The sequence below is a fragment of the Pseudomonas sp. LBUM1668 genome (assembly GCF_059695715.1).
Genome location: NZ_CP166787.1, coordinates 1,686,800 through 1,712,452, shown reverse-complemented (window position 1 = coordinate 1,712,452; position 25,653 = coordinate 1,686,800). Strand labels below are relative to the sequence as shown.

At 60.2% G+C, this 25,653-nt stretch carries 28 protein-coding genes; 11 read left to right on the top strand and 17 right to left on the bottom strand.

Annotated features, from left to right (window positions below):
* Positions 1 to 22: 22 nt before the first annotated feature.
* The 9 genes from gcl (at position 23) to ACA061_RS07640 (ending at position 11,421) form a co-directional block, all read left to right on the top strand.
* Positions 23 to 1,798 carry a glyoxylate carboligase gene (gene gcl / locus ACA061_RS07680; RefSeq protein ID WP_150618435.1) on the top strand — a complete coding sequence of 592 codons (1,776 nt, stop codon included), beginning with the start codon at positions 23 to 25 and terminating at the stop codon, positions 1,796 to 1,798.
* A gap of 141 nt (positions 1,799 to 1,939) precedes the next feature.
* Complete coding sequence (hyi, locus tag ACA061_RS07675) at positions 1,940 to 2,722, top strand: hydroxypyruvate isomerase (protein ID WP_150618434.1); 783 nt, start codon at positions 1,940 to 1,942, stop codon at positions 2,720 to 2,722.
* 132 nt (positions 2,723 to 2,854) lie between these two features.
* Entirely contained in the window at positions 2,855 to 3,748 is an 894-nt protein-coding gene (locus ACA061_RS07670) for a 2-hydroxy-3-oxopropionate reductase (RefSeq protein WP_497301048.1), read from the top strand.
* A gap of 170 nt (positions 3,749 to 3,918) precedes the next feature.
* A complete protein-coding gene (locus ACA061_RS07665) occupies positions 3,919 to 5,193 on the top strand; it encodes a glycerate kinase type-2 family protein (RefSeq protein WP_497301046.1) in 1,275 nt (424 codons plus the stop codon).
* Positions 5,190 to 6,605, top strand: a complete 1,416-nt coding sequence (gene pyk, locus ACA061_RS07660) for a pyruvate kinase (protein ID WP_042558272.1) — start codon at positions 5,190 to 5,192, stop codon at positions 6,603 to 6,605. Before ACA061_RS07665 ends, pyk begins: the two co-directional genes overlap by 4 nt.
* Positions 6,606 to 6,835: 230 nt before the next feature.
* Entirely contained in the window at positions 6,836 to 7,750 is a 915-nt protein-coding gene (locus tag ACA061_RS07655; RefSeq protein ID WP_150618432.1) for an urea transporter, read from the top strand.
* A 21-nt stretch (positions 7,751 to 7,771) separates the two neighbouring features.
* Positions 7,772 to 8,596, top strand: coding sequence for an ion transporter (locus tag ACA061_RS07650; protein WP_497301043.1), 825 nt, complete (start codon positions 7,772 to 7,774; stop codon positions 8,594 to 8,596).
* Between the two features lie 176 nt (positions 8,597 to 8,772).
* Entirely contained in the window at positions 8,773 to 9,771 is a 999-nt protein-coding gene (locus ACA061_RS07645; protein WP_042558269.1) for a sulfate ABC transporter substrate-binding protein, read from the top strand.
* A gap of 462 nt (positions 9,772 to 10,233) precedes the next feature.
* Entirely contained in the window at positions 10,234 to 11,421 is a 1,188-nt protein-coding gene (locus ACA061_RS07640) for an MFS transporter (RefSeq protein WP_150601193.1), read from the top strand.
* Positions 11,422 to 11,489: 68 nt separating this feature from the next.
* Here ACA061_RS07640 and ACA061_RS07635 read toward each other — a convergent pair whose 3' ends face one another.
* The 12 genes from ACA061_RS07635 to ccmA all read right to left on the bottom strand — a co-directional run bounded on the left by ACA061_RS07635 (position 11,490) and on the right by ccmA (position 19,710).
* The gene (locus tag ACA061_RS07635; protein WP_150601192.1) at positions 11,490 to 11,894 is read right to left on the bottom strand and encodes a type II toxin-antitoxin system HicB family antitoxin; all 405 of its coding nucleotides are present in this window, start codon (positions 11,892 to 11,894) and stop codon (positions 11,490 to 11,492) included.
* Positions 11,894 to 12,106: a type II toxin-antitoxin system HicA family toxin gene (locus ACA061_RS07630; protein WP_210553686.1), complete on the bottom strand. Its 213-nt coding sequence runs from the start codon at positions 12,104 to 12,106 to the stop codon at positions 11,894 to 11,896. Before ACA061_RS07630 ends, ACA061_RS07635 begins: the two co-directional genes overlap by 1 nt.
* Before the next feature lie 208 nt (positions 12,107 to 12,314).
* Positions 12,315 to 12,719: a hypothetical protein gene (locus tag ACA061_RS07625; protein ID WP_150601188.1), complete on the bottom strand. Its 405-nt coding sequence runs from the start codon at positions 12,717 to 12,719 to the stop codon at positions 12,315 to 12,317.
* A gap of 24 nt (positions 12,720 to 12,743) precedes the next feature.
* Positions 12,744 to 13,943, bottom strand: a complete 1,200-nt coding sequence (gene ccmI, locus ACA061_RS07620; RefSeq protein WP_150618526.1) for a c-type cytochrome biogenesis protein CcmI — start codon at positions 13,941 to 13,943, stop codon at positions 12,744 to 12,746.
* Entirely contained in the window at positions 13,940 to 14,410 is a 471-nt protein-coding gene (locus ACA061_RS07615; RefSeq protein ID WP_150601186.1) for a cytochrome c-type biogenesis protein, read from the bottom strand. Before ACA061_RS07615 ends, ccmI begins: the two co-directional genes overlap by 4 nt.
* Positions 14,407 to 14,943: a DsbE family thiol:disulfide interchange protein gene (locus ACA061_RS07610; RefSeq protein WP_150594234.1), complete on the bottom strand. Its 537-nt coding sequence runs from the start codon at positions 14,941 to 14,943 to the stop codon at positions 14,407 to 14,409. The genes ACA061_RS07615 and ACA061_RS07610 overlap by 4 nt, the downstream gene beginning before the upstream one ends.
* Positions 14,940 to 16,928, bottom strand: a complete 1,989-nt coding sequence (locus tag ACA061_RS07605; RefSeq protein WP_150618525.1) for a heme lyase CcmF/NrfE family subunit — start codon at positions 16,926 to 16,928, stop codon at positions 14,940 to 14,942. Before ACA061_RS07605 ends, ACA061_RS07610 begins: the two co-directional genes overlap by 4 nt.
* 3 nt (positions 16,929 to 16,931) lie before the next feature.
* Complete coding sequence (gene ccmE, locus ACA061_RS07600; RefSeq protein WP_150601183.1) at positions 16,932 to 17,387, bottom strand: cytochrome c maturation protein CcmE; 456 nt, start codon at positions 17,385 to 17,387, stop codon at positions 16,932 to 16,934.
* Complete coding sequence (ccmD, locus tag ACA061_RS07595; protein WP_007959239.1) at positions 17,384 to 17,560, bottom strand: heme exporter protein CcmD; 177 nt, start codon at positions 17,558 to 17,560, stop codon at positions 17,384 to 17,386. The genes ccmE and ccmD overlap by 4 nt, the downstream gene beginning before the upstream one ends.
* Positions 17,557 to 18,312, bottom strand: coding sequence for a heme ABC transporter permease (locus tag ACA061_RS07590; protein WP_150601182.1), 756 nt, complete (start codon positions 18,310 to 18,312; stop codon positions 17,557 to 17,559). The genes ccmD and ACA061_RS07590 overlap by 4 nt, the downstream gene beginning before the upstream one ends.
* A gap of 97 nt (positions 18,313 to 18,409) precedes the next feature.
* Entirely contained in the window at positions 18,410 to 19,078 is a 669-nt protein-coding gene (gene ccmB / locus ACA061_RS07585; RefSeq protein ID WP_007919970.1) for a heme exporter protein CcmB, read from the bottom strand.
* Positions 19,075 to 19,710, bottom strand: coding sequence for a cytochrome c biogenesis heme-transporting ATPase CcmA (gene ccmA / locus ACA061_RS07580; protein ID WP_497301038.1), 636 nt, complete (start codon positions 19,708 to 19,710; stop codon positions 19,075 to 19,077). Before ccmA ends, ccmB begins: the two co-directional genes overlap by 4 nt.
* Before the next feature lie 197 nt (positions 19,711 to 19,907).
* On the opposite strand from ccmA, the gene fliK reads away from it, so the two are divergent.
* Positions 19,908 to 21,482 (top strand): flagellar hook-length control protein FliK, encoded by a 1,575-nt coding sequence (gene fliK, locus ACA061_RS07575; protein WP_497301036.1) that lies wholly within the window; start codon positions 19,908 to 19,910, stop codon positions 21,480 to 21,482.
* On the top strand, positions 21,479 to 21,808 hold the full coding sequence (locus ACA061_RS07570) for an EscU/YscU/HrcU family type III secretion system export apparatus switch protein (protein ID WP_047300283.1): 330 nt from the start codon (positions 21,479 to 21,481) through the stop codon (positions 21,806 to 21,808). The genes fliK and ACA061_RS07570 overlap by 4 nt, the downstream gene beginning before the upstream one ends.
* 101 nt (positions 21,809 to 21,909) lie before the next feature.
* On the opposite strand, the gene ACA061_RS07565 is transcribed toward ACA061_RS07570, so the two are convergent.
* The 5 genes from ACA061_RS07565 to motD all read right to left on the bottom strand — a co-directional run bounded on the left by ACA061_RS07565 (position 21,910) and on the right by motD (position 25,653).
* Positions 21,910 to 22,302, bottom strand: a complete 393-nt coding sequence (locus ACA061_RS07565; RefSeq protein WP_497301034.1) for a DUF2802 domain-containing protein — start codon at positions 22,300 to 22,302, stop codon at positions 21,910 to 21,912.
* Positions 22,303 to 22,788, bottom strand: coding sequence for a chemotaxis protein CheW (locus ACA061_RS07560; protein ID WP_108226832.1), 486 nt, complete (start codon positions 22,786 to 22,788; stop codon positions 22,303 to 22,305). It lies immediately after the preceding gene.
* 74 nt (positions 22,789 to 22,862) lie between these two features.
* Entirely contained in the window at positions 22,863 to 23,813 is a 951-nt protein-coding gene (locus ACA061_RS07555; RefSeq protein ID WP_497301032.1) for a CheW domain-containing protein, read from the bottom strand.
* Between the two features lie 117 nt (positions 23,814 to 23,930).
* Positions 23,931 to 24,719: a ParA family protein gene (locus ACA061_RS07550; protein ID WP_150601177.1), complete on the bottom strand. Its 789-nt coding sequence runs from the start codon at positions 24,717 to 24,719 to the stop codon at positions 23,931 to 23,933.
* A gap of 43 nt (positions 24,720 to 24,762) precedes the next feature.
* Complete coding sequence (gene motD / locus ACA061_RS07545) at positions 24,763 to 25,653, bottom strand: flagellar motor protein MotD (protein ID WP_150601176.1); 891 nt, start codon at positions 25,651 to 25,653, stop codon at positions 24,763 to 24,765.

The window sequence follows — 25,653 nt, the reverse complement described above, 5'->3', positions numbered from 1 at the left end:
AAACGTAAAGAGGCACAAAACCATGAGCAAAATGAGAGCAATCGAAGCCGCCGTTCTGGTGATGCGCCGTGAAGGGGTTGATACCGCTTTTGGCATTCCGGGCGCTGCCATCAACCCGCTGTACTCCGCCTTGCAGAAAGTCGGTGGCATCGATCACGTCCTTGCTCGCCACGTTGAAGGCGCCTCGCACATGGCCGAGGGCTACACCCGCACCAAGGCCGGCAACATCGGCGTGTGCATCGGGACTTCCGGCCCTGCCGGTACCGACATGGTCACCGGGCTCTACAGCGCCTCGGCCGACTCGATTCCAATCCTCTGCATTACCGGCCAGGCACCCCGCGCCCGTATGCACAAGGAAGACTTCCAGGCTGTCGACATCACCAGCATCGTCAAGCCAGTCACCAAGTGGGCAACCACTGTGCTGGAACCGGGCCAAGTGCCTTACGCGTTCCAGAAAGCGTTCTTTGAAATGCGCTCCGGCCGTCCAGGCCCAGTGCTGATCGACCTGCCGTTCGACGTGCAGATGGCCGAAATCGAATTCGATATCGACGCTTACCAGCCACTTCCACTGGCCAAGCCGACCGCTACCCGCGTTCAGGTCGAGAAGGCTTTGGCCCTGCTTGACCAGGCCGAGCGTCCATTGCTGGTGGCCGGTGGTGGCATCATCAACGCCGACGCCAGTGATCTTTTGGTCGAGTTCGCTGAACTGACCGGCATCCCGGTCATCCCGACCCTGATGGGCTGGGGCACCATCCCTGACGATCACCCGTTGATGGTCGGTATGGTGGGTCTGCAGACTTCGCACCGCTACGGCAACGCCACCATGCTCAAATCCGACGTGGTGCTGGGTATCGGTAACCGTTGGGCCAACCGTCACACCGGTTCGGTTGACGTCTACACCGAAGGTCGCAAGTTCATTCACGTCGACATCGAAGGCACGCAGATCGGCCGTGTATTCACACCGGACCTGGGCATCGTGTCCGACGCCGCTGCCGCGCTGACCGTGTTCATCGAAGTCGCCCGTGAGTGGCAAGCCGCGGGCAAGCTGAAAAACCGCAGTGCCTGGCTGCAGGATTGCCAGCAGCGCAAAGCCAGCCTGCACCGCAAGACCCACTTCGACAACGTGCCGGTCAAACCGCAGCGCGTGTATGAAGAGATGAACCAGGTGTTCGGCAAAGACACCTGCTACGTCAGCACCATTGGTCTGTCGCAGATTGCCGGCGCGCAGTTCCTGCACGTCTACAAGCCGCGTCACTGGATCAACTGCGGCCAGGCAGGTCCGTTGGGCTGGACCATTCCGGCAGCACTGGGCGTGGTCAAGGCCGATCCGAGCCGTAAAGTCGTGGCCCTGTCGGGGGACTATGATTTCCAGTTCATGATCGAAGAACTGGCGGTCGGCGCTCAGTTCAAACTGCCTTACATCCACGTCGTGGTGAACAACTCGTACCTGGGCCTGATTCGTCAGGCACAGCGCGGGTTTGAAATGGACTACTGCGTGCAACTGTCCTTCGACAACTTGAACGCGCCGGAACTCAACGGTTACGGTGTTGACCACGTCGCAGTCGCCGAAGGCCTCGGTTGCAAGGCACTGCGTGTGTTCGAACCATCGGAAATCGCCCCTGCCCTGCGCAAGGCCGAACAGATGATCGAAGAGTTCAAGGTGCCGGTGATCGTCGAGATCATTCTGGAGCGTGTGACCAACATCTCCATGGGTACCGAGATCAACGCCGTCAACGAATTCGAAGACCTGGCGCTGGTCGGCAACGATGCGCCAACGGCGATTTCGATGCTTGATTGATCCGCAGGTTTGATGCCTCTGTAGGAGCTGCCGCAGGCTGCGATCTTTTGATCTTGGGTTTTGAAGATCGAGATCAAAAGATCGCAGCCTGCGGCAGCTCCTACACGGGCCATCAACATTAATTTGCAACGGGAGACCACCATGCCGCGTTTCGCAGCCAACCTGTCCATGCTGTTCACCGAACAGGATTTCCTTGCCCGTTTCGACGCCGCCGCCAAGGCTGGTTTCAGTGGTGTTGAATACCTGTTCCCGTACGACTTCAGCTCTGCCGAAATCAAGACCAGGCTCGACGCCAACGGCCTGACCCAAGTGCTGTTCAACCTGCCGGCCGGTGACTGGGCCAAGGGCGAGCGCGGTATCGCGTGCCTGCCGGACCGGGTTGAAGAGTTCCGCGCCGGGGTCGATCTGGCGATTGCTTACGCACAAGTGCTGGGCAACACCCAGATCAACTGCCTGGCCGGTATCCGTCCGCAGGGAGTTGACGATGCCACCGTTGAAAAGACCTTTGTCGCCAACCTCAAGTACGCCGCCGACAAGCTGCAAGCGGCGGGCATCAAACTGGTGATGGAAGCCATCAACACCCGTGACATTCCGGGCTTCTACCTGAACAACACGGCGCAAGCCCTGTCGATTCGCGAACAGGTCGGCAGCGCCAATCTGTTCCTGCAATACGACATCTATCACATGCAAATCATGGAAGGCGATCTGGCCCGCACCCTGCAATCGCACCTGGGCGAGATCAACCATGTGCAGCTCGCGGACAACCCGGGGCGTAACGAGCCGGGCACTGGCGAGATCAACTATCGCTTCCTGTTCGAACACCTCGACCGCATCGGATATCAGGGTTGGGTGGGCTGCGAGTACAAGCCGCTGACCACTACTGAAGCGGGTCTGGGCTGGTTAAAAACCCACAACGCAATCTAATCAAACACATCACCCCTGTAGGAGCTGCCGCAGGCTGCGATCTGTTGATCTTGATCTTCAAAAGCAACATCAAAAGATCGCAGCCTGCGGTAACTCCTACAGGGGGCAAGACAAAAACAAGAGGATTTTCTCATGGCTAAAATCGGATTTATCGGCACCGGCATCATGGGCCACCCAATGGCGGCGAACCTGCAGAAAGCCGGTCACAGCCTGTTCCTGTCGGCGCATCACGACGCCGCACCTGCCGACCTGGTTGCCGCTGGCGCCGTCGCTCTGGCCAACCCGCGCGAAGTCGCGCAGGAAGCTGAATTCATCATCGTCATGGTCCCGGATACCCCGCAGGTCGATGACGTGCTGTTCCGCGCCGACGGTGTTGCGGCCGGCATCAGCAAAGGCAAAATCGTCATCGACATGAGCTCGATCTCGCCGACCGCCACCAAGGCTTTCGCGGCGAAGATCAACGAGAAAGGCGCGCAATACCTCGACGCACCAGTGTCCGGCGGTGAAGTCGGCGCCAAAGCCGCGACCCTGAGCATCATGATCGGTGGCGACGCCGATGCCTTTGAACGCGCATTGCCGCTGTTCCAGGCCATGGGCAAGAACATCACCCTGGTCGGTGGCAATGGCGACGGTCAGACCGCCAAGGTTGCCAACCAGATCATCGTTGCCCTGAACATTCAGGCTGTCGCCGAAGCACTGCTGTTCGCTTCGAAAAACGGTGCGGATCCAGCCAAGGTGCGTGAAGCGCTGATGGGTGGTTTCGCCTCGTCCAAGATTCTCGAAGTGCACGGCGAGCGCATGATCAAAGGCACCTTCGATCCAGGCTTCCGCATCAGCCTGCACCAGAAGGACCTGAACCTGGCCCTGCAAGGCGCCAAGGAGCTGAACATCAACCTGCCGAACACCGCCAACGCCCAGCAAGTGTTCAGCACCTGCGCGGCCATCGGTGGCAGCAACTGGGACCACTCGGCGCTGATCAAGGGTCTGGAACACATGGCCAACTTCTCGATTCGCGACAAGAAATAATCTGCGCCTATGACTCGCTCCCTGTGGGAGCGGGCTTGCCCGCGATGGCATCAACTCGGTCTGCCTGAATGACCGCGGCGCCTGAATCGCTGGCAAGCCAGCTCCCACAAGGACCGCGTCGCTACACCGTTGTCGCTTTATCCCAATAACAAGAATTCCGGGAGCCCGCCATGTCGGTCGATCCGCAACAACTGCTGCGCGAGCTGTTTGCCACAGCCATCGACGCGGCTCATCCGCAGCAAGTCCTCGAAGCCCATCTGCCAGCCGACCGCACCGGTCGGGTGATCGTCATCGGCGCCGGCAAAGCCGCCGCTGCCATGGCGCAAGTGGTCGAGCGCTGCTGGGAAGGTGAAGTCACAGGCCTGGTTGTGACCCGTTACGGTCACGGCGCCCCGTGCGAAAAAATCGAAGTGGTCGAGGCCGCGCATCCGGTGCCCGACGCCGCCGGTCTGGCCGTAGCCAAACGCGTGCTGGAACTGGTCAGCAACCTGAGCGAAGACGACCGCGTGATCTTCCTGCTGTCCGGTGGCGGCTCTGCCCTGCTCGCCCTGCCAGCCGCAGGCATCACGCTCGCCGACAAGCAGTCGATCAACAAAGCCCTGCTCAAATCCGGCGCGACCATCGGCGAGATGAACTGCGTGCGCAAGCACCTCTCGGCGATCAAGGGCGGCCGCCTCGGCAAGGCCTGCTGGCCGGCAACTGTTTACACCTATGCGATTTCCGATGTACCAGGCGACCTCGCCACGGTCATCGCTTCCGGCCCGACCGTGGCCGACCCGAGCACGTCAGCCGAAGCGCTGGCGATCATCAAACGCTACGGCATCGAGATCCCGGCGTCGGTACGCACCTGGCTGCAAAGCCCCGAGTCGGAAACCGTCAAACCCGGCGACCCGAGCCTGGCGCGCAGTCATTTCCAGTTGATCGCCCGTCCGCAGCAATCGCTGGATGCCGCCGCGGTGAAATGCCGTCAGGCCGGTTTCAGCACGCTGATCCTCGGCGACCTGGAAGGTGAGTCGCGCGAAGTGGCGAAAGTCCACGCCGGCATCGCCCGCCAGATCATCAATCACGGCCAGCCATTGGCGGCGCCGTGCGTGATTCTCTCCGGCGGCGAAACCACCGTGACCGTGCGCGGCAATGGCCGTGGCGGCCGCAATGCCGAATTCCTCCTGAGCCTGACCGACAGCCTAAAGGGCCAGCCCGGCGTCTACGCCTTGGCCGGTGACACTGACGGCATCGACGGCTCGGAAGACAACGCCGGCGCCATCATGACCCCGGACAGCTACGCCCGCGCCGCCGCCCTTGGCCTGAGCGCCAGCGACGAGCTGGATAACAACAACGGCTACGGCTACTTCCAGGCACTCGATGCGCTGATCGTCACCGAGCCGACCCGCACCAACGTCAACGACTTCCGCGCCATCCTGATCCTTGAGAACTCTAAATCATGACGCCTGATAAAAAGGTCAAAATCCTCGCCACCCTCGGGCCTGCGGTCGATGGCATTGACGCTATCCGCGAACTGGTCGAGGCCGGGGTCAATATCTTCCGCCTCAACTTCAGCCACGGTGATCACGCCGACCACGCCAAGCGCTATCAGTGGATCCGCGAAGTCGAGCGCCAGCTCAACTATCCGCTGGGCATTCTGATGGACCTGCAAGGGCCGAAACTGCGCGTCGGCAAATTCGCTGACGGCAAGGTGCAGTTGCATCGCGGTCAGGCATTCCGTCTCGATCTGGACGCGACACCGGGCGATGAGCGCCGGGTCAATCTGCCCCATCCGGAGATTATCGAAGCGCTGGAAGCGGGCATGGATCTGCTGCTCGACGACGGCAAACTGCGCCTGCGCGTGGTGACCAAATACGCCGACGCGATCGACACCACCGTGCTCAATGGCGGCGAACTGTCGGATCGCAAAGGTGTGAACGTGCCACAAGCGGTGCTCGAACTCAGCCCGTTGACCGCCAAGGATCGCCGCGATCTGAGCTTCGGCCTGGAACTGGGTGTGGATTGGGTCGCGCTGTCGTTTGTGCAGCGCCCGCAAGACATTCTCGAAGCCCGCGCGCTGATCGGCGACAAGGCGTTTTTGATGGCGAAAATCGAGAAGCCGTCGGCGGTTGAGCAACTGCGTGAAATCGCCGAACTGAGCGACGCGATCATGGTGGCTCGCGGTGATCTTGGCGTGGAAGTGCCGGCCGAGAGCGTGCCGCAGATTCAGAAAAACATCATCACCACCTGCCGCGAACTCGGCAAACCTGTCGTCGTCGCGACGCAAATGCTCGAGTCGATGCGCTTCTCCCCTGCCCCGACTCGCGCCGAAGTCACCGACGTCGCCAACGCCGTGGCCGAAGGCGCCGATGCGGTGATGCTGTCGGCGGAAACCGCGTCCGGCGAGTACCCGCTGGAAGCCGTGCAGATGATGAGCAAGATAATCCGCCAGGTTGAAAACGGTCCGGATTATCAGACGCAACTGGACGTCAGTCGGCCGAAGGCTGAGGCCACCGTTTCCGATGCAATCAGCTGCGCGATCCGGCGCATCAGCAACGTGTTGCCGGTAGCCGTTTTGGTCAACTACAGCGAGTCGGGCGCATCGAGCCTGCGTGCATCGCGGGAACGGCCGAAAGCACCGATCCTCAACCTGACGCCGAACCTGCAGACCGCGCGCCGTTTGAGCGTGGCATGGGGCATTCACTCGGTGGTCAACGATCGCCTGCGTCAGGTCGATGAGGTGTGTTCGACAGCGCTGGAAATCGCTCAAGCGCAGGGTATGGCTGAGCGTGGCGACACGCTGCTGATTACCGCGGGCGTGCCGTTTGGGCAGCCGGGGTCGACGAACTCGCTGCGGATCGAAACATTGATCTAAGCAACACTTCTGCTCTTAACAACAGTTTCGATGTAAGTACAAAAACCTGTGGTGAGGGGATTTATCCCCGACTGGCTGCGCAGCAGTCATCGCTTTTGGGGGCCGACGGTTTTCACAGAAAAACCGCATTCACCGACTAGGGGCTGCTTCGCAGCCCATCGGGGATAAATCCCCTCGCCACAGTTACTCGCAAGACCTTTTGATTTTCCAACTGCCCAGATTTTTTCGACATGCCTGCCAGACATTTCAATACCCACTGCCCCGACTGGGCCGAGGCTTTGCTCAACGGTTTCAGTCAGATATTTCTCCAGCGCCATCCACTGTGCGGCCTGCTGTGTCTGCTGGCGATCCTGCTGACCGCGCCTGTGCTGTTCGCCGGTGCGCTGCTGGGCGCCGTCGCCGGATTGTTGACTGCGCAACGGCGCAACTACGCCAAGGCTGATCGCCAGGCCGGGTTGTTCAGTTACAACGGTGTTCTGCTCGGCTTGTTGCTGAGCCTCTATTTCCCTTGGTCACCGCTGCTGCCGCCGCTGATTCTTGCCGCCGGCGGCTTAAGCGCGATGCTCACGCAACAATGGCTCAAACATGTGTACCGCAACCGATCCATACCGGCCTACACCTCGCCGTTCGTGGCCATGAGTTGGGTGTTACTGCTGTTCGCCGAACCGTCGGCGCCGATGGCTCACGTCGAGATGAACCTGCTCAATCTGCTCGCTGCCGAGTTCAAAGGGCTCGGTCAGGTGATGTTCCTCGGGCATCCATTGGCCGGGGTGTTGATTGCCATCGGTTTGCTGATCGCTGATCGCCGCGCTTTTGCCTGGGCACTGCTGGCTTCTGCAATCGGTCTCGCGTCCAGTTTGCTGCACCACGAAACCGGTTCCGCGCTGCTGGGCCTGGGCAGCTACAACGCCGTACTCGCCGCCCTCGCCTTCAGTGCTCAACGCGAACAACCGTGGTTGCCCTTGCTCGGCATCGTCCTGGCATTGCTGATCACACCGCTGTTCGCCGCCATGGGGCTGGCCACATTGACCGCGCCGTTCATCCTGGCCTGCTGGCTGATCCGCGCCGGTATCCAGATGCTTGGCAAAGCCAACGTCGACAGCACGCCTTGCGCTCAAGGGGAGAATCAACCTAGGCTGCGCTGATCTTTGATTCAGGCATTATTCATGGACAGCAGCAGCAACTGGCGTGAACGGCTTTACGTCATGATTTTCCAGAGCGACACCCTCGCCGGGCGGCGCTTCGACGGCATTTTGCTGTTGATCATCCTCGCCAGCCTGGTGATCGTGATGCTCGACAGCATCGACAGCATTCACCAGAACTACGCCAACGTGCTGGCCTACATCGAGTGGGGTTTCACGATCATCTTTCTCGGTGAGTACATCCTGCGTCTTTACTGTTCGCCCAAGCCGCTGCGCTATGCCTTCAGTTTTTACGGGTTGGTGGATTTGCTGGCGATCGTGCCGGGCATTCTCGCGCTGTATTACAGCGATGCGCAGTATCTGCTGATTATTCGCATCATCCGCATGCTGCGGATTTTCCGCGTGCTAAAGCTCAGCCCGTACCTCAAGCAAGCCAACTACTTGATGTCGGCGCTGCGCGGCAGCAAACAGAAAATCGTGGTGTTTTTGGTCAGTGTCTGCACGCTGGTGACGGTGTTCGGTACGTTGATGTACGTGATCGAAGGCCCGGAGCACGGCTTCACCAGCATTCCCAAAGGCATCTATTGGGCTATCGTGACGCTGACCACCGTGGGTTTTGGCGACATCGTGCCGAAAACGCCGCTGGGTCAGGTGATTTCGTCGCTGGTGATGATCACCGGTTACTCGATCATCGCCGTGCCCACCGGGATTTTCACCGCCGAGCTGGCCAACGCCATGCGCGGCGAACAGCTGCAACATGATTGCCCGGTGTGCAAAAAGAACAGCCACGAACATGGCGCCGCTTTTTGCTCGCGATGTGGCAATGCACTGTTCAAAAAATTGGAATAAGCAAAGAGCTTTTTAATCTTTAAAGGACTATGCGCTGCCCGTTATAGTCAGTGGCAATTAAACATCACTCCCTGTAGGAGCTGCCGAAGGCTGCGATCTTTTGATGTTTGTTTATAAGATCAAAAGATCGCAGGCCTTCGGCAGCTCCTACATACATAAACAACAAGGAATGCGCAGTGAAAAAACTCTTTGGCGCCTCACTTCTCGCCGCTGGTCTCGCGTTCGGCAGCGTGGCTCAAGCCGCACCGACCCTGCTCAACGTTTCATACGACGTGATGCGCGATTTCTACAAGGACTACAACACTGCGTTCCAGAAACACTGGCAAGCCGAGCACAACGAAAACATCACCGTGCAGATGTCCTTCGGCGGTTCGAGCAAGCAGGCGCGGTCGGTCATCGATGGCTTGCCAGCTGACGTCATCACCATGAACATGGCGACCGACATCAATGCCCTCGCCGACAACGGCAAGCTGGTGCCGGAGAACTGGGTCACGCGCCTGCCAAACAACAGCGCGCCGTTCACTTCCGCCACCGTGTTCATCGTCCGCAAAGGCAACCCGAAAGCCCTGAAAGACTGGCCGGATCTGCTCAAGGACGGCGTACAGGTGATCGTGCCGAACCCGAAAACGTCGGGCAACGGTCGCTACACCTACCTGTCGGCATGGGGCTATGTGCTGAAGAACGGCGGTGACGAGAACAAGGCCAAGGACTTCGTCGGCAAACTGTTCAAGCAAGCGCCAGTGCTCGATACCGGTGGCCGCGCCGCCACCACCACGTTCATGACCAACCAGATCGGCGACGTGCTGGTAACCTTCGAGAATGAAGCCGAAATGATCGCTCGCGAATTTGGTCGGGATCAGTTTGAAGTCGTCTACCCAAGTGTCTCCGCCGAGGCCGAGCCACCGGTTTCGGTGGTCGACAAAGTCGTCGACAAGAAAGGCTCGCGTGCGGCCGCTGATGAATATCTGAAGTACCTGTGGTCGCCACAAGGCCAGGAAATTGCTGCCGCCAACTACCTGCGTCCGCGTGATCCGGCGGTGCTGGCGAAGTACACCGATCGTTTCCCGAAAGTTGATTTCCTCTCGGTGGAGAAGACTTTTGGCGACTGGCGCACCGTGCAAAAAACGCACTTTAATGATGGTGGGGTTTTTGATCAGATTTACACGGGGCAGTAAGGTTTAAGCGGTGATGAAAAAGGCGACCTCGGCAGGTCGCCTTTTTTGTGGCCAGAATTCACCCTCACCCCAACCCTCCCGAAACGTCGGACCGCCCGGAGGGAGAGGGGGCCGACCGCGTTGTTTTGCGTCATGCGTCGACCTGAAAGATTGTGGCGATTATGGATTCGGTCACGCTCGTTCAGGTCGGCGTATTTCTCAAGCATCCCCCAATCAGCTCCCTCTCCCTCGGGAGAGGGCTAGGGTGAGGGGGGAGCTTGTGATCATAAGCACGCTATCGAACAGATGTAAGTGAATGTATCATCGACGCTCATCGGTCGGACGCAAGGTCCACCCAGGATGACACGCTGAAACACCCCAACATCGCGCACCTTGATAACTGATATCAACCCAAGGCGTCTTCTGCCCGCCCGGTTTGTCCCATAGCCTCACCGCATTCCTTTCGCTGGATCGAGAAACCCTATGACCGCCACGACTCACGCAATGACCCGAGGCATGGTGCTGCTGTTCGCATTCTGCTGCGGCGCCATCGTTGCCAACATCTACTACGCGCAGCCGATCATCGGCCTGATCGCGCCAGACATCGGTCTGACCGACACCATGGCCAGCTTCATCGTCTCGCTGACGCAGATCGGCTACGCGCTGGGCCTGTTCTTTCTGGTGCCATTGGCGGACCTGCTGGAAAACCGTCGGTTGATGATCATCACCACCGTCGTGGCGATTGCGAGCCTGCTGGCTGCGGCGTTCACCGATCAGCCCAACCTGTTTCTGCTGATCTCGTTGCTGGTGGGCTTCAGTTCGGTGTCGGTGCAGATTCTGATTCCGCTGGCCGCACATCTGGCACCGGAAGAATCCCGAGGCCGAGTGGTCGGCGGGATCATGGGCGGCTTGCTGCTGGGCATCCTGTTAGCGCGGCCGGTGTCGAGCGTGGTCGCTGACCACCTGGGCTGGCGGGCAATGTTCATGATCGCGGCGGCGTTGATGGCGGCGATCAGCGTGGTGTTGGCGCTGACAGTCCCCAAGCGCCAACCGGATCACAGCGCCACCTACGGGCAACTGCTCGGGTCGCTGTGGACACTGCTGCGCCAACAACCGGTGCTGCGTCAGCGTGCGTTTTACCAAGGCTGCATGTTCGCCGCGTTCAGTCTGTTCTGGACCGCAGTGCCGCTGGAACTGGCGCGCAATCATGGCCTGTCGCAAACCGAGATCGCGATCTTCGCCTTGGTCGGCGCCATCGGTGCCATCGCCGCGCCAATCAGCGGCCGCCTGGCCGATGCCGGCCACACACGCATCGCGTCCTTGCTGGCCATGCTGTTCGCCAGTCTGAGCTTCCTGCCCGCCTTCATACACCCGGCCTACAGCGTCATCGGCCTGGCCGTGACCGGCGTCGTCCTCGACTTCTGCGTGCAGATGAACATGGTGCTCGGCCAACGTGCGGTGTACTCGCTGGACGCCAAAAGCCGTGGTCGTCTGAACGCGCTGTACATGACCAGCATCTTCATCGGCGGCGCTTTCGGCTCGTCGGTGGCCAGCGCGGTGTATGAGCATGGTGGCTGGTTGTGGATCGTGATTGTCGGCAGTGTGTTTCCGTTGCTGGCGTTGTTGCGGTTTTTGAGTGTTTCCGAAAAGCGCTCACTGGCAGCTGCCTGACACGCTAAAAATATCGCCAGCAGACTCGCCCCCACAGGTTAAGCACTGACCCTGTGGGGGCGTTGTCGTCAATACCGAACCAATTTTTCCATCGCCGCATCCGCCAGAAACGAGGAGCGGCTTTTGACGTTGTGCTCGCGCACATAACGGTCGATTCGCTGGATCACGTAACCGGGCAGCGTCACATTGACCTTTTCGGTCTTGCCCAGATACGGCGAGATATCCAGCTCAAGCATGCCCCAGCCCATCTCGGCAAATTCCGGATTATTGCGATGTGCCGCCGCCGAGGTTGGCAGCGGAACCGAATGCCCATCCGCCACAATCTCTTGCAGCATGATGTGCGCGATCTCAACTGCCGCGTTGTAGGCATCTTCAAAGGTATCCCCGGCCGTTACGGCGCCAGGAATATCGGGGATCTGAATACCAATGGCGGTGCTCTCATCGCCCCACTCGATGCAGATTGGATATTGCATTATGGATCTCCTTCATAGCTGGCTGGCGGGTTGTCCAACCCGGCACGCCTCCTGATGCTTTTGACCGTTCCCAATGGCAAATCCTTTTTCGGATGCGGGACGGGAATCGTGTTCGGGTTGTAACGGTGCCTGAAGATGTGATGACTGCCGGTGACACGATCCAGCGTCCAACCTGCTTCCTCCAGCTCCTTGATCAATAACCTGCTTTGCACCAATCGCCTCCTTGCCAAGGCCCGTTAAAAATAACTCTAGAGTTATCTTTACTCAAGCACAGAAAGTGGCAGTGCGACGTCTGGTTGTTTTACAGGGTGTGATTGGAACCGCAAAACCCTGAGCTTTGCGCAGCACTTCCTTGAGCAATTTCTGTGTGAACCCAACAGGCACACAGCAAAACGGCGATCCGAGGATCGCCGTTTTCATTTACTGCCCGAATTTCTTGCCCAACCCCGGCGGCACGCCGTGGATGTTGGTGTCTTCCCATGGGCCGTTGGGGCTGACCGCGCGGCTCCAGCCGTTGTTCCAGCGGTAGTAGGTGCGCTGGCGATAGAAGGTGTTGGTCTGATCGTCCAGGACGTAGACGCCGAGTTTCTGATCCCAGTGGCTGTTGCCGCCCGGTGGTGGGGCGAAGCTGGCCGAGGTGCGCGGGACGGGTTTTGCCGGTTTGGCCGGGATGCTTTTGCCTGGGGCCGGCGAAGTCGACGGGGTCGGGCTTGGCTGTGAGGGCGGAATCGGCGGCAGGTTGGTGGTCGGTTCCGGTCGTTGCACCGCACATGCACTCAAGCCCAGGGCCAGTGTGAGGACTGTGATTCGGGCGATGGTGTGCATGTCGGTGCTTTCCTGTGGTTCCGGTTATTTATCCGGGCGGTCGATGGTCAGTTTTTGCGGCGCGGTGGTGCTGCTGGGCAGAGGCCCGCTGCGACCGACCCATTCACCAGCAGTCGGTTTGCCTGCACGGGAGACGCGCGCAACCAGTTGGACTTCAGGGAAGTTCGACAGTTTCAACTGCGGCATCATTGCATCGGCATCGCCCAGTTCGACAGTCACCGGCAGATCAGCGACGGTCAGACGCTTGGCCGCCAATGGCGCCGGCGGACCAGACGTAGCGCGGGCGAAAATGAACACGCTGTCGCCCGGCTGCACCTTGCCTTTGAGTTCGCTGGCCAGTTCGACGCTGACTTTCAACAAAGCAGCTTTCGGCGCTGTGGCCTCAGCGACTGTGCCGCCACTGGCCTTAAGACGCTCGGCTGCTCGTTCGATCCCGCCTTGCAGTGCGGCCCGGGATTTGTCGTCCGGCGGCAGTTGCGCCAGCAAACGGTTCCAGTAATCGATGGCTTGCTGATAACGCTCGCCTTCGAACGCGGCGATGCCCAGCAGGCCGAGGCTGGTGACTTCTTTCGGGTCAGCCTTCAGCGCTTCGTCGGTCAGGGCCTGAATCTTGTCAGACCACTTTTTACCGTCGGCAAAATACTGTGCCTGCGCCCACTGACCAAGCAACTCAGGTTGGCGACCGGCGAGGTTGGCGGCGCGCTCGAACATCTTCGCCGCGTCCGCCGGACGCTCCTGAGCCATGTAGGTACGGCCGAGGAAGTAGAGGCCTTCAGCGGAATCCGGTTGCGCCGCAACGGCGCGCTCCAGACGCTGGGTCATCTCTTCCATCGACTGCGGCGCCTGGGCGAATTCGCGGGTCAGTTCAACCTTGTCGGCGGCGCCGAAGTGCAAGTACAGCGCCAGGCCCAATACCGGCACCAACACGGCAGCCAGCAGCGGCAACGGCTTGCCCAGTCGGGACACCCGCGGCGCGGTAACGCCTTCGGTATCGGCGAGCAGCTCACGCGCGGCTTCAGCGCGGCCGCTGTCCATTTGCGCGGCATCGAGTACGCCCTCGGCCTGTTGCGTTTGCAACTCGGCAACGCGTTCCTGATAGAGCGCGACGTTCAGGGCAGTACGATCCTCTTCACGCTGGGCGCGACGTTCACGCAACACCGGGATCAGCAGAAAACTCAGGGCGACCAGAAGCAACAGCCCTGCGGCAAGCCAGAAATCAATCATTCTTGGTTTTTATCCAACAGTTGGTCGAGGCGCTGACGTTCTTCGGCAGACAGCGATTGCGGTGTCTCGGCGCGTTGTCCGCGACGGCGGCGGACGATCACCGCGATCACCACAAAACCACCGAGCAGCAGACCGGCCGGGCCAAACCACAGCAGCGCGGTCTTGGCGTTCAGTGCAGGTTTGTAGCGGACGAAATCACCGTAGCGGTCGACCATGAAGTCGATGATCTGCTGATTGTCCTTGCCCTCGCCCAGCATGCGGAAAATCTCTTTGCGCAGGTCGGCGGCAATCGGGGCATTGGAGTCGGCGATGTCCTGATTCTGGCACTTGGGGCAGCGCAGTTCCTTGGTCAGTTCGCGGAAACGCTCGCGGTCGCCTTCTTTGGCGAACTCGTAAGTGTCGATGGCCGCGTGAGCCACGCCGACCAGACTCAAGCCCAGCACCAGGGCAGCTAAAAAGCGCTTCATGGCTTGGCCTCATCGACCAGCGCCTGGTACTTCGCCGCGAGTTTTTCGCGCCAGACCTGCTCGTCGATCACACCGACGTACTTGTCGCGAATAATGCCCTTGGCGTCGATGAAAAAGGTTTCCGGCGCACCATAAACACCGAGGTTCAAGCCCAGCGAGCCTTCGTCGTCACGGATGTCGAGCTGATAAGGATTGTGGAACTCGGCCAGCCACTTCAAGGCATCGGCGTTGGTGTCCTTGTAGTTGATGCCGTAGATCACCACACCGCGCTCGGCCAATTTGTTCAGCACCGGGTGCTCGACCCGGCAGGAAATGCACCAGGTGCCCCAGACGTTGACCAGCGCGGGTTTGCCGAGAATGTCAGCCTTGGTCAAAGTCTTGTCGCCCTGCACATTTGGCAGGGAAAACTCCGGGAATGGCTTGTTGATCATCGCCGACGGCAGTTCCGCCGGATCAAGGTACAGACCGCGATAAAGGAATACCGCCACCAGCAGAAAAATCGCCAGTGGCACCAGCATCAACCAACGTCTCATGCAGCCGCTCCTTCCATGCCCAGCGCTTCACGCACACGGGCTTTAACCTTGACTCGGTAGCGTCGATCCATCGCCGCCAGCAACCCGCCGAAACCGGTCAGCAAGCCGCCGAACCAGATCCAGCGCACGAACGGTTTGACGTGTACGCGCACCGCCCACGCGCCGTTTTCCAGCGGTTCACCCAATGCGACGTAGAGGTCACGGGTGAAACCGGCGTCAATCCCGGCTTCGGTCATCACCGAGTTCTGCACGGTGTATAGACGCTTCTCAGGGTGCAGCACGCTGATTTCCTTGCCGTCACGGATCACCCGGATTGTGCCCTTGTCGGACGTGAAGTTCGGCCCTTCGAAGTGCTTGGCGCCTTCGAACACAAACTGGTAACCGCCCAGATCCATCGACTCGCCCGGTGCCAGACGCAGGTCGCGCTCGGCACTGTTCTGGCTCGACAACACCACGCCCAACGCGCAAACGGCGATACCGAGGTGAGCGATCTGCATGCCCCAGTAGCTGCGAGTCAGGGTTGGCAGGCCCTTGATCAGGCCTTTGTGGCGGGTCTTGTCGAAGATGTCGCGCACACCGGCCAGCAATACCCACGCGGCGAGCAGGAAGGTGGCGATCACCGCCCAGTTGAAATCGCCGTAAGCAATACCGGCGATGACGGCCAAAGCAACGCTGCCGAGCAGCACGGGGGCCAGCATGTTCAACAGCCATTTCACCGGAGTGTCTTTCCAGCGCACGAGCATGCCCACCGCCATCACTATCATCAACAGCGCCATCAACGGAATGAACAGCGCGTTGAAGTACGGCGGCCCGACCGACAGTTTGGCGCCGCTCAAGGCATCGAGAATCAGCGGGTACAAGGTGCCGAGCAGGATCATCGACGCCGCCACGACCAATACCAGGTTGTTGCCCAGCAGCAGGGTTTCCCGCGACCACAGGTTGAAGCCGACCTGGCTTTTTACGACCGGCGCGCGCAATGCAAACAGAGTCAGCGAACCACCGACGACAAACAGCAGGAAGATCAGGATGAACACGCCGCGCTCCGGGTCGGACGCAAATGCGTGCACCGAAGTCAGCACACCGGAACGCACCAGGAACGTACCGAGCAGGCTCAGCGAGAAAGCGGCAATCGCCAGCAACACCGTCCAGCTTTTAAACACGCCACGTTTCTCGGTAACCGCCAGCGAGTGAATCAGCGCGGTGCCGACCAGCCATGGCATGAACGAGGCGTTTTCCACCGGGTCCCAGAACCACCAGCCGCCCCAGCCGAGTTCGTAGTAAGCCCACCACGAACCGAGGGTGATACCGATACCGAGGAAGGCCCAGGCCACAATCGTCCAAGGACGCGACCAACGCGCCCACGCCGCATCAAGACGACCGCCCATCAATGCCGCGATGGCGAACGCGAACGCCACCGAGAATCCGACATAACCCATGTACAACATCGGCGGATGCACGATCAGGCCGATGTCTTGCAACAAGGGATTCAGGTCGGCGCCATCGCTGGGCATTTGCGGCAGGATGCGTTTGAACGGGTTGGACGTGAGGATCAGGAACAGCAGGAAACCGGTGCTGATCATGCCCATCACTGCCAGGACGCGGGCGAGCATGACTTGCGGCAACTGGCGCGAGAACACCGACACGGCGAACGTCCAGCCGCCGAGGATCAATGCCCACAGCAACAACGAGCCTTCGTGGGCGCCCCACACCGCGCTGAATTTGTAATACCACGGCAACGCGCTGTTGGAGTTGTTGGCCACATAGGCGACGGAGAAGTCATCGGCCATGAACGCGTAGGTCAGGCAGCCGAAAGCGAACAGCAAAAACGCGAACTGCCCCCACGCGGCCGGCTGGGCCAGACTCATCCAGAAGCGGTCACCGCGCCAGGCACCGACCAATGGCACCACGGCCTGCACCAGCGCAAAACACAGCGCCAGAATCATCGCCAGATGGCCGAGCTCGGGAATAAAAATACCGGAAGTCATCAATCAACCCTCCTTCACTGGGGTCGGAGCGGATTGACCGCTGTCTTTCAACGCTTTGGTCACTTCCGGCGGCATGTACTTCTCGTCATGCTTGGCCAGCACTTCATCGGCGACGACGACACCGTCGGCGTTGATCTTGCCCAGGGCGACAATGCCCTGCCCTTCGCGGAACAGGTCCGGAAGGATGCCGCGATAGGTGATGGTCACGGATTTCTTGAAATCGGTGACGACGAATCTGACGTCCAGCGAATCCGGGGAGCGCTGCAGGGAGCCGGCCTCGACCATGCCGCCGGCGCGAATACGCGTGCCCTGTGGTGCTTCGCCGTTGGCAATCTGGGTTGGCGTGTAAAACAGGTTGATGTTTTCCTGCAGCGCGCTCAAGGCCAGGCCGACAGCCGCGCCGACCCCGACCAGAATTGCCAGAATGATGATCAGACGCTTTTTACGCAGCGGATTCACTTGCCGTTCTCCCGGCGCAGACGACGCGCCTCTTGTTGCAGATAGCGCTTGCGGGCGGCAATGGGCGCCGCGACGTTGAGGACCAGTACCGCCAGACAGATGCCGTAGGCCGACCAGACATACAGGCCATGATGGCCCATGGCGAGGAAGTCGCCGAATGAAGCAAAACTCATCGCGCGACCTCCAGACTGTTCTGCACTTCTTCTTTCACCCAACTGGCGCGGGCTTCGCGCTTGAGCACTTCAAGGCGCATGCGCAGCAACAGCACGGTGCCGAAGAAGCAGTAGAAACCCAACACCGTCAGCAGCAGCGGCAGCCACATTTCGACGGGCATCGCCGGTTTTTCGGTGAGGGTGAAAGTCGCGCCTTGGTGCAGGGTGTTCCACCACTCCACCGAGTATTTGATGATCGGGATGTTGATCACGCCGACGATGGCCAACACCGCGCAGGCCTTGGCGGCGCTGTCGCGGTTGCTGATGGCATTGCCCAGCGCGATCAGGCCGAAATACAGGAACAGCAGAATCAGCATCGAAGTCAGGCGCGCATCCCAGACCCACCACGAGCCCCACGTCGGTTTGCCCCAGATCGCCCCGGTGACCAGCGCCACGGCAGTCATCCACGCGCCAATCGGTGCGGCGCATTGCAGGGCGACGTCGGCCAGTTTCATCTTCCACACCAGCCCGACCACACCGCACACCGCCAACATCACGTAGATCGACTGAGCGAGCATCGCGGCGGGCACGTGAATGTAGATGATGCGAAAGCTGTTGCCTTGCTGATAATCCGGCGGCGCAAAGGCCAGGCCCCAGACAACGCCGACACCAATCAGCAGCAACGCTGCAATGCTCAACCACGGCAAGAACTTGCTGCTGATGCCGTAGAACCACTTGGGCGAGCCGAGCTTGTGAAACCAGGTCCAGTTCATACTGTATCCATCACGGGTGCCGCTCATCGGTGTGAGCTGGCATTTGGGTCATGCCTTTCTTGAAAAAAAGCGGTTAATTTTTAACCAGACCTCATTATTATTCGCCGACGCTGATCTTCAGGCCAGCCGCTATTGCAAAGGGTGTCAGGGTTATCGCCAGGGCGGTCAGGCTCCCAAGCCACAGCAGATAACCGGTCGCCGGCATGCCTTGCAAGGCTGCCTGCAAGGCGCCACTGCCGAGGATCAACACCGGGATGTACAACGGCAGAATCAGCAGCGCCAGCAACAGGCCGCCACGCTTCAAACCCACCGTCAACGCCGCGCCCACCGCGCCGAGCAAGCTCAGCACCGGCGTACCCAGCAGCAACGACAGCAGCAATACCGGCAGACAGGCAGCAGGCAAACCGAGCATCAACGCCAGCAAGGGTGAGAGCAAAACCAGCGCCAGACCGGAAAAGAGCCAGTGTGCCAGCACCTTGGCCAAGACCAGAAGTGGCAGCGGGTGCGACGAAAGGACCCACTGTTCAAGGGAGCCATCTTCGAAATCACTGCGGAAAAGCCCGTCCAGCGAGAGCAGCACCGACAAAAGCGCCGCCACCCAGACTAACCCCGGGGACAGGTTTTGCAACACTTGAGTTTCCGGGCCGACGGCCAGCGGGAACAAAGCGATGACGATGGCAAAGAAAATCAGTGGATTGGCCAGCTCCGCCGGGCGGCGAAACAGCAGTCGTGATTCACGGGCAACCAGCAGGCCGAACACGCTCATACTGCCCAGCTCCCCAAATCGATGTCGCGATAACCCGAAGGCGTCCGGGTCAGGGTGTGGTGCGTGGTCAACACCACCAGACCGCCGCGCTCGCAGTGTCCGGCCAGATGCTCTTCGAGTTGCGCCACGCCCTGCTTGTCGAGGGCGGTAAATGGCTCATCGAGAATCCACAGCGGCGGGCTATCGAGATACAGTCGCGCCAGCGCCACGCGGCGTTGTTGACCGGCGGACAGACTGTGGCAGGGAACATCTTCGAATCCGCGCAATCCTACTGCTGCCAAGGCTTGCCAGATGGCGTCGCGTTCGGCGGGATGATGCAGGGCGCAGAGCCACGACAGGTTCTCTTCCGGGCTCAGCAAGTCCTTGATCCCGGCGGCATGGCCGATCCACAACAGATTGCGCGCCAGTTCACTGCGCTGTCCGGTCAATGGCAGACCATTGAGCAGGACCTGACCTTCGGTCGGCTGCATCAGACCGGCCAGCAAACGCAGCAAACTGGTTTTACCGCTGCCGTTAGGGCCGCTGATCTGCACCATATCGCCGCTGACGAGTCGCAATTCGAGATTTTCGAAGAGCAGCCTCAGATCACGTTCACACGCGAGGGCAACGGTTTGCAGGACAGGACTGGTCAAGGGATCACGGGCCTTATACGGTTCAAGTCGGCTCTGGTACGGCCGTTAAAGAGATGCAGCATAAATGCAATGACGGCTCGATCTAGAGAGCTGCGTCAAACAATTGCTATGTTTTTTGAACGAAGCGCAAGACGGGCGGCATTATACATGTCGTGCCTTACTCTCAAGAGTGCAATTTCCTCAGGTTGTGTCCGCGTATGACAGGCGAAATGAACATCCTCCCGCTCCCGACGACCACCCCGGCGACCGTTCGCCCGCAGGTCGGTGAGTTGCTCAAGCTGCTGACACCGGTCGAAGGCTTGATCGGGACCGGCCAGAGCGCCAAGGCTGAGGTGTTGTCGCTCAAGCAGGCGGATCAGACGTTTGAACTGCTGCTCAAGGTAACGCTGGACAGCGGCCGCCAGACCACCGTGCAAGCGACCAGCAATCTACCGCTGGCGCAAGGCACCAGTCTGGCGATCACCCAGCCGTCGGCGGGGAATCTGGCGATTACCGTGCAACAGGCCATTGCCAGCAGCGTTGCCACCCTCACCCGCATCGATACCGCGCAACTGCCCGTGGGCACCTTGCTGCAAGGCAAAGTGCTGACCTCTCAGGTGCTCCCGCAAACGCCGGGGCAAGCGACGGTGTTTCGTTCGATGGTCAGCCTGCTCAATACCGCCTTGAGTGGCAGCACATTGACCATCGAAAGCCCACAGCCACTGCGCATCGGCACCCTGCTCTCGGCGCTGGTCGAAGATTCGCAAACGTTGAAATTCCTGCCGCTGAGCAACCGTCAGGAGCAATTAGCGGTGAGCCAGCAGTTGCTCGGCCAGCAAAGTCGTCAGGCTTCGTTGACCGGTTTGCTGAACGCGCTGCAAAACCTGCCAGCCGACACCGATCAAACGTCGACGGATTTGCGCGCTGCGGTAGATCGCCTGCTCGCCAGCCTGCCAAACGTGCAACAACTGAGCACCGCCAAAGGCGTCGCACAGGCATTAGCCAACAGCGGCATGTTTCTGGAAGCCAAACTGCTGACCGGACAAATCCCGACGCTGGCCCCGGACATGAAAGCCGATCTGCTCAAGCTGATCGCACAACTGACCCCGGGCCTGCCGAGCAGCACCAGTTTCAACGCCATCATCGCCGCCAACACCCTCGCGCAGGCGATGCCGAGTTTCGTACGCAACGCCCTCGGCATGCTCGGCCAGGTCAGCGCCAAACCGCTGCCAAGCAGTTTCCCGCTGCCCGACCGCTTGCTGCAAAGCCAGGACGGCGAAGGTGATCTGGAGCATTTGCTGCGCCTCGCCGCTGCTGCCGTATCGCGCTTGCAAAGCCATCAGTTGTCGAGCCTGGAACAGACTGGCGTCACCGACGATGGGCGGCTGCTCAGCACTTGGCAGCTGGAAATCCCCATGCGCAACCTGCAAGACATCGTGCCGTTGCAGGTCAAGTTTCAACGCGAAGAAGCGCCGGAGAAAGAACCGCAACCGAACGAGCGCCGCGACGAACGCGAGCCCAAACAACAACTGTGGCGCGTCGACCTGGCGTTCGACATGGAACCGCTCGGGCCGATGCAGATTCAGGCGCAACTGATCGCCGGCAGTCTGTCGGGCCAGCTGTGGGCCGAACGGCCGTACACCGCCGATCTGATCGAAAACAATCTGTTCGCGCTGCGCCAGCGCCTGCTCGATCGTGGGCTAAACGTTGGCGATATCGACTGCCACCACGGCACCCCGCCACAAGGCAATCAAACCCGTCTCGACCACCGCTGGGTTGATGAAACCGCATGAATGACGCCACCGCTCCACGCCAGGCCATCGCCCTCAAATACGACGGCAACCACGCCCCGACGCTCACCGCCAAAGGTGATGACGAACTGGCCGAAGAAATCCTGCGGATCGCCCGCGACTGTGAAGTGCCGATCTATGAGAACGCCGAGCTGGTGCGACTGTTGGCACGAATGGAATTGGGCGACAGCATTCCCGAAGAGCTCTACCGCACCATCGCCGAGATCATCGCGTTTGCATGGAATCTGAAGGGGAAATTCCCCGAGGGACACGACCCGGATGCGCCGATGGTCGAGAAGGACATCACCGAGCGCGGGGATGATTATTAAGCCTTAAAAGCAAAAGATCGCAGCCTTCGGCAGCGCCTACAGGGAAATGCGAATTCCGTGCAGGAGCTGCCGAAGGCTGCGATCTTTTGATCTTGCTTGCTTCAGTTCTTGTGTAGCTTACGCATCAACTCCGCTTCAGCCTGGGTCAAGCCACAGGACTGAGTCAGCTCATCAACGCTCGCGCCCATCCCCACCAGTTTCGCCGCTTGGGCGAACGACAGGCTGGACGGGTCGCGCTGTTCCAGCTGAACGATTTTGTCCGGCAACGGACCGACTACCGCACGCAGTTCGTGCAGGGCTTCGCCCATGTGCACATTGCCGTTCTGATAATCGTCAACACGCTTGGCCAGCTCCTTGATGCGCTGATCACGCAGCGCATCGCCCTGAGCCTGTTGTGCAGCAATCACTTTTTGCGCCTTGATGTACGACACAAACATTGCCAGCGTGCCTGCCCAGAAGAGGAACAGGACAATGACCGCAACTTCGAGAATCAATCAGATGTTCTCCAGGTCCGACCATTCTTCTTCGCTCATCATCTTGTCCAGCTCGACCAGGATCAGCAACTCGTTGTTCTTGTTGCACACGCCCTGGATGAACTTGGCCGACTCTTCGTTGCCGACGTTTGGCGCCGTTTCGATTTCCGACTGACGCAGATAAACCACTTCGGCCACGCTGTCGACCATGATGCCGACGACTTGCTTGTCGGCTTCGATGATGACGATACGGGTGTTGTCGCTGATCTCGCCGCTGTTCAGGCCGAAGCGCTGACGGGTGTCGATCACAGTGACCACGTTACCGCGCAGGTTGATGATGCCCAGCACGTAGCTCGGCGCACCCGGCACCGGAGCGATCTCGGTGTAGCGCAGCACTTCCTGAACGCGCATCACGTTGATGCCGTAGGTTTCGTTGTCCAGCTTGAAGGTTACCCATTGCAGGATCGGATCTTCAGAACCCTTTGCCGCCGTCGCCTTGTCGTTCATACCCTAGCCCCTCGAAGTACCGCGTGTGGCGGTTTATGTTTCGTTTTCCGGCATATCGAAGCCGGTACTGTCTGTTATGTCGGTTTGTGGTTCGGCTTACTGCCGGGCATGTGCTTTGCCCCGCCGCTGGCGATCAACTCGGCCAGTGCGGCAACATCGAGCAAGGCGCACATGTGTTCAATCACGGTGCCGGCAAGCCATGGCCGCTGACCCCGGTGACTTCTCCATTTGATTTCATTCGGATCAAGACGCAACGAACGACTGACCTGATGCACCGCCAGGCCCCACTCGTAACCTTGTACCGAAATCACGTACTGCAAGCCCTGACGGAAGTCATCGCGATAGCGATCCGGCATGACCCAGCGCGCGGTGTCCAATACTTTCAGGTTGCCGGCCTGGCTCGGCAGAATCCCGAGGAACCATTCCGGCTGACCGAACAGCGGCGTCAGCTCGTGACCGGCCAGCGAGTAGATCGAACCCAGGCAGACCAGTGGCACCGCCAGGGTCAACCCGGCGACATCGAACAGCAGGCATTCGAAAGCTTCGGAGGCCCAGGCCGGGCGGCCGTCGGTGTCGACCGGCGGCGGTGTGTTGCTTGGCGGCAGATGCACTTCCACCAGCGGCGTGACGAGCGCTTGAACAACCGGTTCGGCCGCTGGCGCTTCTGGCTCTGGCTCTGGCTCGACGGGTTCAGGCACAGCTTGCAGCAACTGCGTTTGCAGAAGCGGCGCGAGGGTCGACACGACGCGCACAGGTTCAGCCGTTTCGAGCAATACCACGGGCGCCCTGACCACCGGGGCGGGCGCAGCCACCGGCGCAACAGGCCTTGCCGCTTTCTCGGCATCGCGCGCCTGCTCTTCAAGCACCGCCGCCTGGAACTCATCCAGCGCTTCGGCGCTTTCAATAACCTCAGGCTGCGAGGCGACCTGCACCGGCAACTCGTCCGGGATCTCCTCCAACAAGCTGTCCAGATAGGACTGCAACGCCATCTGCGGCTTGGAGGTCAACTTCACCGGCCGATTCATACACAACCCCCTGTAGGAGCTGCGGAACGCTGCGATCTTTGGATCTTTTCAGAAGCGCTGCAAAGCCAGATCAAAAGATCGCAGCCTGCGGCAGCTCCTACACAGGGCAAAATCATCTCAAGCCACCTGCGCAACAAGTTGTTGCGCCAACAGATGCTTGAGCAGCGCGCGGTAAGCCAGCACGCCACGGCTCTTGCCGTCGAATTGCGATGGCGTGACACCCGCGCGGCTGGCGTCGCGCAGACGCGTATCGACCGGGATATAACCCTGCCAGATATCGTCGGGAAATTTGTCGCGCAGCACGCGCAAGGTATGCATCGAGGCCTGCGTACGACGGTCGAACAACGTCGGCACGATGCTGAAAGGCAGCGCCTGTTTGCGCGAGCGGTTGATCATCGCCAGCGTGTTGACCATGCGCTCCAGTCCTTTGACGGCCAGGTGTTCGGTTTGCACCGGGATCACCAGTTGCTGGCTCGCCGCGAGGGCGTTGACCATCAGCACGCCGAGCAACGGCGGGCTGTCGATGACGGCGTAATCAAAGTCCTGCCACAACTGCGCCAGACTCTTGGCGATCACCAGCCCCAAGCCACTTTGCCCCGGCGACTGGCGCTCAAGCGTCGCCAGTGCGGTGCTCGAGGGCAGCAGGGAAATGCGTTCGTCACTGGTCGACAGCAGCAACTGCCCGGGCAAGCCTTGCGGCACGCTGCCCTTGTGCAGGAACAGGTCGTAGTTGCTGTGTTCCAGGCTGTCGGGGTCATAGCCGAAATAGCTGGTCATCGAGCCGTGCGGGTCGAGATCGACCACGACCACGCGCTTGCCCGCCTCGGCCAGCAATCCGGCTAAAGCGATGGAAGAGGTGGTTTTACCGACCCCACCCTTTTGATTGGCGACTGCCCAGACTCTCATTCAGTTCGTTCCTCCCGACCGAGATGCTCGGCCGAGACATGGCTCAGCGTATTAATGCGGGTGACGGAGAATTGACGGCACTCTCGCGTCCCGGCGTCTTGACCGGGGTCGGTGCAGTTTGTGTGCCAGCGCGCTTCAGTGCGGCATCCGGTTGCGCATGAGCGGTTCCGGTACCCGTCAGGCTGCGGCGCACATCCAGATTGCGCGACACCACCAGCACCACGCGACGGTTTTTTCCCCGGCCTTCGGCGGTAGCGTTATTCGCCACTGGCTGGAATTCGCCGTAGCCCACCGAGGCCAGCCGGCCAGGGTTGACGCCCTGCATCGCAAGCATGCGCACGATGCTCGCCGAGCGCGCCGAGGACAGCTCCCAGTTGGTCGGGTACTGCGCGGTGCGGATCGGCTGGTCGTCGGTAAAACCTTCGACGTGGATCGGGTTGTCGAACGGTTTGAGGATCGCGGCAACCTTGTCGATGATGTTGAAGGCGATGTCGCTCGGCATGGCGTCACCGCTGCCGAACAACAGGCTGGAGTTGAGTTCGATCTCGACCCACAACTCATTGCCGCGCACAGTCATCTGATTGGAGCTGATCAGGTCACCGAACGCGGCACTGATGTCGTCGGCAATGCTTTTCAGCGGATCACTGCCGCCGGCGATACCGGCGTCAATCTGTTCGGCGTCCTTGACCAGCGGCTTGGCCGGGGTCACGGTCTTCGGTCGCTCGTCGCCAATCGGAATCGGCTTGAGCGCGCGGTCGGAGTCGGTGAAGACCCCGACCAGCGCTTCGGAAATTTCCTTGTACTTGCCTTCGTTGATCGACGAGATCGAGTACATCACCACGAAGAAAGCGAACAGCAGCGTAATGAAGTCGGCGTAGGACACGAGCCAGCGCTCGTGATTAACGTGTTCTTCCTGATGCCTGCGACGAGCCAT

What these genes read in the sequence shown, in the direction of transcription:
- ACA061_RS07570 (WP_047300283.1), top strand. Translation starts at nt 21,479, where the DNA reads ATGAATGACGCCACCGCTCCACGCCAGGCCATCGCCCTCAAATACGAC.
- ACA061_RS07640 (WP_150601193.1), top strand. Translation starts at nt 10,234, where the DNA reads ATGACCGCCACGACTCACGCAATGACCCGAGGCATGGTGCTGCTGTTC.
- ACA061_RS07560 (WP_108226832.1), bottom strand. Translation starts at nt 22,788, where the DNA reads ATGAACGACAAGGCGACGGCGGCAAAGGGTTCTGAAGATCCGATCCTG.
- ACA061_RS07635 (WP_150601192.1), bottom strand. Translation starts at nt 11,894, where the DNA reads ATGCAATATCCAATCTGCATCGAGTGGGGCGATGAGAGCACCGCCATT.
- motD (WP_150601176.1), bottom strand. Translation starts at nt 25,653, where the DNA reads ATGGCTCGTCGCAGGCATCAGGAAGAACACGTTAATCACGAGCGCTGG.
- fliK (WP_497301036.1), top strand. Translation starts at nt 19,908, where the DNA reads ATGACAGGCGAAATGAACATCCTCCCGCTCCCGACGACCACCCCGGCG.
- ACA061_RS07550 (WP_150601177.1), bottom strand. Translation starts at nt 24,719, where the DNA reads ATGAGAGTCTGGGCAGTCGCCAATCAAAAGGGTGGGGTCGGTAAAACC.
- ACA061_RS07625 (WP_150601188.1), bottom strand. Translation starts at nt 12,719, where the DNA reads ATGCACACCATCGCCCGAATCACAGTCCTCACACTGGCCCTGGGCTTG.
- ACA061_RS07555 (WP_497301032.1), bottom strand. Translation starts at nt 23,813, where the DNA reads ATGAATCGGCCGGTGAAGTTGACCTCCAAGCCGCAGATGGCGTTGCAG.
- hyi (WP_150618434.1), top strand. Translation starts at nt 1,940, where the DNA reads ATGCCGCGTTTCGCAGCCAACCTGTCCATGCTGTTCACCGAACAGGAT.
- ccmI (WP_150618526.1), bottom strand. Translation starts at nt 13,943, where the DNA reads ATGATTGATTTCTGGCTTGCCGCAGGGCTGTTGCTTCTGGTCGCCCTG.
- gcl (WP_150618435.1), top strand. Translation starts at nt 23, where the DNA reads ATGAGCAAAATGAGAGCAATCGAAGCCGCCGTTCTGGTGATGCGCCGT.
- ACA061_RS07650 (WP_497301043.1), top strand. Translation starts at nt 7,772, where the DNA reads ATGGACAGCAGCAGCAACTGGCGTGAACGGCTTTACGTCATGATTTTC.
- ACA061_RS07655 (WP_150618432.1), top strand. Translation starts at nt 6,836, where the DNA reads ATGCCTGCCAGACATTTCAATACCCACTGCCCCGACTGGGCCGAGGCT.
- ACA061_RS07615 (WP_150601186.1), bottom strand. Translation starts at nt 14,410, where the DNA reads ATGAAGCGCTTTTTAGCTGCCCTGGTGCTGGGCTTGAGTCTGGTCGGC.
- ccmD (WP_007959239.1), bottom strand. Translation starts at nt 17,560, where the DNA reads ATGAGTTTTGCTTCATTCGGCGACTTCCTCGCCATGGGCCATCATGGC.
- ACA061_RS07665 (WP_497301046.1), top strand. Translation starts at nt 3,919, where the DNA reads ATGTCGGTCGATCCGCAACAACTGCTGCGCGAGCTGTTTGCCACAGCC.
- ACA061_RS07670 (WP_497301048.1), top strand. Translation starts at nt 2,855, where the DNA reads ATGGCTAAAATCGGATTTATCGGCACCGGCATCATGGGCCACCCAATG.
- ACA061_RS07610 (WP_150594234.1), bottom strand. Translation starts at nt 14,943, where the DNA reads ATGAGACGTTGGTTGATGCTGGTGCCACTGGCGATTTTTCTGCTGGTG.
- ACA061_RS07605 (WP_150618525.1), bottom strand. Translation starts at nt 16,928, where the DNA reads ATGACTTCCGGTATTTTTATTCCCGAGCTCGGCCATCTGGCGATGATT.
- ACA061_RS07590 (WP_150601182.1), bottom strand. Translation starts at nt 18,312, where the DNA reads ATGAACTGGACCTGGTTTCACAAGCTCGGCTCGCCCAAGTGGTTCTAC.
- ccmB (WP_007919970.1), bottom strand. Translation starts at nt 19,078, where the DNA reads ATGAGCGTGTTCGGCCTGCTGGTTGCCCGTGAATCACGACTGCTGTTT.
- pyk (WP_042558272.1), top strand. Translation starts at nt 5,190, where the DNA reads ATGACGCCTGATAAAAAGGTCAAAATCCTCGCCACCCTCGGGCCTGCG.